At 35.8% G+C, this 5,275-nt stretch carries 3 protein-coding genes and 1 pseudogene; 3 read left to right on the plus strand and 1 reads right to left on the minus strand.

Translation table 11 applies throughout. From position 1 onward, the window contains the following. Nucleotides 1-607: 607 nt before the first annotated feature. A pseudogene (locus GO684_RS04805) lies at nt 608-1,511 on the minus strand (transposase). 429 nt (nt 1,512-1,940) lie between these two features. Between GO684_RS04805 and GO684_RS04810 the strand changes: the two are divergent. Genes GO684_RS04810 through nuoH form a run of 3 tightly spaced genes read left to right on the plus strand, consistent with a single transcriptional unit; the run spans nt 1,941 to nt 5,215 of the window. Beyond that, nucleotides 1,941-2,153: a hypothetical protein gene (locus tag GO684_RS04810; protein ID WP_175939376.1), complete on the plus strand. Its 213-nt coding sequence runs from the start codon at nt 1,941-1,943 to the stop codon at nt 2,151-2,153. Nucleotides 2,154-2,166: 13 nt separating this feature from the next. After that, nucleotides 2,167-4,215 (plus strand): NADH-quinone oxidoreductase subunit NuoG, encoded by a 2,049-nt coding sequence (gene nuoG, locus GO684_RS04815; RefSeq protein ID WP_175939377.1) that lies wholly within the window; start codon nt 2,167-2,169, stop codon nt 4,213-4,215. Then, complete coding sequence (gene nuoH / locus GO684_RS04820; protein WP_175939379.1) at nt 4,199-5,215, plus strand: NADH-quinone oxidoreductase subunit NuoH; 1,017 nt, start codon at nt 4,199-4,201, stop codon at nt 5,213-5,215. The genes nuoG and nuoH overlap by 17 nt, the downstream gene beginning before the upstream one ends. Nucleotides 5,216-5,275 lie beyond the last annotated feature (60 nt).

Raw genomic sequence — 5,275 nt, forward strand, 5'->3', positions numbered from 1 at the left:
AATTAGGTGGTGGATTATGTAAATGATGTTTCTGTAGTTACACTGCCATTCATGATTTTTTAAAATAGGGGTGGGGCTATAAAGTTCAATGCAATTACGGTTGTATGCCTTGTGCCACTAATGAATACGTATATGCTGGAGATAAGTTCTAGTCTAAGAATTTTAGAGGCTCTTATTATGAGAGGGAGATAAACATGTATCACTCAAAGTGAATTTTTGGCTAAAGAATATATTGGGAATACACTGCCTATTTCGATATTACTGGGTAAGGATTTGATAAAGGTAAAGAAATATCAGAGAAAAACGGAGTTTGTATGACCGGAAGGAGAATTGGGTGGTTTCGTGTATGATAAGCAAAAGCATATAAAGCCCTACGCAATAGAGTTATCATATGACGATGTTCATACCTATAGTGACAGCAAAATTCTAATGCTTAACATTAAATATGATATGCAAACAATCCGTGTACAGTTTGGGTCTAACCTTTACGAAAGTTAATGATAATAGGCCGGAGTTTTAGCAAAAGTTTAAAGCATGTTTTTTAGCTAAAGTATGTTATACCAATTCTCATTGTTAATATGTCAAATAAGCAACATTGCAAAGTTATTTAGTTGTGAAGTGAAAAGAGAGGCAGTAGATTTGCCAAGGTGCCCTCAAGCAAAGCAATTGTATTACAGACTTTAATTATGCAAAATGTTCTGTTTTATATACAACCAAAGTCTCTCAATAGGATTGAGCTTGGGCAAACATGGTGGTGGTATATAATCTAATCTTGATATTTTAAGTACCTTTGAATTTTTTGACTTACGCCAGCTAGCACAATCCATAACAAGGAAGGCTTCATAAATAAGCTAGAACTCTCTTTATTTCTAGGATTAGCTGTGCTGTGGAGGTAAAAATTTGTCTACCTAATTTTACTTCAACCTGTGTTCTAACGCCCTTTTTAACCACCCGTGTCCAACTTTTAAGTGTGTATTAAACCATGATTTATCAAAAGATGAATAGCTCTTGTTCAGGATGCTTACCAATATCCTCATTAAGGATTAAGATTTTTTTAACTCTTCCTACCCACCTTTATCTTGTTCATTATGAATTGATCTTGGTGTAATATACGAAACTTCATTTTTTGCATATTACACTGTACTGTAGACTTGTTGACATTCAAGCCAAGTTTTTCCTAGATTCTTATTCTCATTTCTTTAATAGTGATATTAGTTTTTTTGTATCCATATTTCAACTTGTTCAAATTAACTCTGATTCAATCTAGTTTTTTTATGACGTGAGAGGGAGTAAACGATTTTTCTTTTCTTCCAAATTTTAGGTGCTTTATCCATAAAGTTAGTGCTGTTCTGAAATGCAATATATTTTTGCCAAGGCTGTTGTACTGTCCTTTTTTGCTGCAATTACAGCGTTTAGTTCTTTTATACATATGCGTTATTTTGCACTTTCTTTAGCATTTCTTTTTCTAATTCCACAACCTTTTCATCTAATAATTTTGATTTCAACACCATTTAAATCTGGCTATTTTACTTACTTTAGCATGGCTTCTTTTCCGTTATTGTCTATCCGTTCCTTGTATAATGAGAATTAATATTTAGATATTGTTCTACTATCTAATCCTGCAAATTGGCGTACTGTTTTAAATGCTTTATACACGTGTTTCAGCTTATATAGGTAAAAATCTAGAAATATTATGAAGATGCAAGGGTGCATATAGTGCAAAAAATTAAATATAAGATGCTAACTATGCGATACTTCGTCGTTTCATCTACATAGATGAAAATATATTGAATATCTTTAGTGCTACAATTCAAGGGGCTGGCTAAGTTTGTCAAGTGGTTTTTTGCATTTCTAGCTATCCATTAAAACTTTAATGTTATTTAATATTGACGCTATACACTTAAATGTTAAAATAAAATAGGAAGTTTTTAGGAGTTCATATGGCAGCAGGCATAAAAGCAAAAACAGCTAGTAAAAATAACCCTACTTATCGCAAGAAAGCCGAGCAAAAAATGTATAAAGATAAACCAGTAAAACCAGTTAGATATATAGACCGTGATTCACGCGTGAATTACATGTCTGCTCAATATGATAATGGTAATCTGGTTAAGGATGAAGTAAGCGGTAACCCTATAAAGTGGGAAGCTGTATAGTAGGTTTAAATTTGTGATTAAAGTTATTATTAATTCTCAGGAATATGAAGTAGAGCCTGGGCTTACTATAATTCAAGCTTGTGAAACCGTGGGTGTTGAGATTCCACGCTTCTGTTACCATGAGCGTTTGGCAATCGCTGGTAACTGTAGAATGTGTTTAGTTGAAGTGGAGAGTGGGCCTTTGAAACCAGTAGCCTCCTGTGCAATGCCAGTTACAGAAGGTATGGTTGTTCACACTGATACTCCTAGAGTCAAAAAAGCACGCGAGGGAGTGCTCGAGTTTTTATTAATCAACCATCCACTTGATTGCCCAATTTGTGATCAAGGTGGTGAGTGCGATTTGCAAGATATAGCGATGGTCTATGGAAGGGGAATCAGCAGGCTTGATGAGCATAAAAGAGCCATACCAAAAAAACATTTTGGGCCACTGATTGAAACTGCGATGAATCGGTGCATTCATTGCACTCGGTGTGTTAGATTCTTGTCTGAAGTTGCGGGTACAAACGAACTTGGAGGAATTGGAAGAGGAGAGAATATGGAAATCAGCACTTATGTAAAAAAACATATTAGTTCTGAACTATCTGGAAATATAATAGATCTTTGTCCTGTGGGAGCTTTAACTTCAAAACCTTACTCTTTTACAGCGCGTCCATGGGAGCTATCACATTGTGAAACTATAGATGTGCTTGATGCTGTGGGAAGTAGTATTAGGGTTGATTATCGTGGTCCAGAAATTATGCGAGTACTGCCAAGGATCAATGAAGAAGTAAACGAAGAATGGATATCGGATAAGACTCGTTTTGCTTATGATGGGCTCAAAGTACAACGCCTCGATCAACCCTATATAAAGAAAGACGGTAGGTTAGTTCCAGCTGATTGGAATGAAGCATTAACTGTTGCTGCAAAAAAACTAAGGAGTACAAGACCCAATGAAATGGCTGCCATTGCAGGAGATTTAGCAGATTGTGAGTCTATGCTTCTACTGAAAGAAATTATGCAGAAGCTCGGTTCAGCAAATATAGATTGTAGACAAGATGGAGCAAAACTTATACAAAATAATCGTGGATCATATGTATTCAATACCACTATTGAGGGTATAGAAGATGCAGACCTATGCCTGCTTATAAACACAAATCCTAAAGTAGAGGCACCGATTATTAATGCGCGTATAAGAAAGAGATATTTACAAGGTAATTTTCCTATTGCAAGCATCGGTCCTGATGTTAAATATTTATATCATGTTGAAAAGCTGGGCAATAATCCTATTATTTTAAATGAAATAGCAAAAGGAAATCATAAATTTTGCAAGCTGCTTAGCGCTGCTCAGAATCCTATGCTCATTATAGGTCAAGATGCATTGACAAGGGATGACTCTGAATCAATTTTAGCTCTAGCTGGTGCAATCGCAGAAAAGTTTAACATGGTTAGAAATGACTGGAATGGCTTTAATATGCTGCATAAAGCTGCGGCAAGAGTTGGTGGACTAGATATTGGGTTCGTTCCTAAAAAAGACGGAAAGAATATTAACCAAATACTAGAACAAGCAGAAAGTGGCGAGATAGAAGTTGTTTATCTTCTCGGTGCAGATGAAATTAACACGTTAAAATTAGAAAACACATTTGTGATTTACCAAGGTCATCATGGAGATAGAGGGGCACACATAGCGGATGTTATCTTGCCTGGAGCTGCATATACAGAGAAATATGCAACTTATGTAAACACTGAAGGGCGAGTGCAGAAGGCAAAGTTAGCTGTATCTCCTCCTGGTGAGGCAAAGGAGGATTGGTCGATTATTAAGAATTTATCGCAATATTTAGGTCTTTCCTTACCATACGATAGTTTATTTGACGTGAGAAAAAAGTTAAGTACTATTGGTCCGCAATTTAAAAATGCTGATCAAGTAGTAAAAAATAAATGGGTGTCAATCACCTGCGACGAGATGAAATTAAGTAATACACCTTTCTTCCTAAAGGAGTGTGGTTTCTACATGACAGATCCAATAAGTCGTGCTTCGAAAATAATGGCAGATTGTACTAAGGCTTTTTATGAACACGCTAATTAACATTTTATTTATTTTGATACTGCTACTGCTCTCAGTTGCGTATTTAGTATACTTTGAACGCAAGGTTATTGGTGCAATTCAGCTGAGGCATGGTCCAAGCGTAGTTGGACCTTTTGGACTACTACAGCCGTTTGCAGATGCTATTAAGCTACTGATCAAAGAACCGATAATACCGTTTAGAGCAAACGCCATATTGTTCATAATGGCTCCAGTGCTTACTTTTATTTTAGCATTAATTGTTTGGGTGGTGATACCATTTGGCGCTGAAGTAATTACAGAAAATGGACATCAGGTAGTGATTCCTAAAGCGATAGCAAATATTAATGTTGGAGTGCTCTATGTGTTAGCTATATCTTCTCTGGGGATATATGGTATTGTTGTTGCAGGTTGGTCAAGTAATTCCAATTATGCATTTTTGGGTAGTATAAGGTCGGCTGCCCAGATGATTTCATATGAGGTCTCAATAGGCTTAGTAGTGGTCACAGTTGTGATTACGACTGGTACGTTAAATCTTGGAGAAATGGTAGTTGCAAAACATAGTATGCCATTTTGGGTTGATTTGCTAATGGTGCCCATGGGGGTAGTGTTTTTTATTTCTTTGCTTGCAGAAACTAACCGTCACCCATTTGATTTGCCGGAAGCTGAGGCAGAACTTGTTTCTGGATATAATGTCGAGTATTCGTCAATGCCTTTTGCTCTCTTTTTCTTAGGGGAATATGCAAATATGATTTTAGCGAGTGCTGTGATGACAATATTCTTTTTAGGAGGGTGGTATCCTCCACTAGAGCTTAGTTTGCTGTATAAAATACCAGGATTAATTTGGTTCGTTTTAAAAATAGTTTTGCTACTATTTATATTTGTTTGGATTAGGGCAACAATACCTCGTTATCGATATGACCAATTAATGCGTCTTGGTTGGAAAGTATTTCTGCCAGTATCCGTGCTTTGGGTAATACTCATTTCAGGAGTACTCCTCTTTACTGGAAATTTGCCTTGTTGAAGGTTGTAAATATATATATATATATATATATATATATATATATATATATATATATATATA

This window comes from Wolbachia endosymbiont of Litomosoides brasiliensis (genome assembly GCF_013366805.1).
Taxonomy (GTDB): Bacteria; Pseudomonadota; Alphaproteobacteria; order Rickettsiales; family Anaplasmataceae; genus Wolbachia.

Excerpts from the sequence above, each read along its gene's own strand:
- GO684_RS04810 (WP_175939376.1), top strand. The coding sequence starts at position 1,941 with ATGGCAGCAGGCATAAAAGCAAAAACAGCTAGTAAAAATAACCCTACT.
- nuoH (WP_175939379.1), top strand. The coding sequence starts at position 4,199 with ATGAACACGCTAATTAACATTTTATTTATTTTGATACTGCTACTGCTC.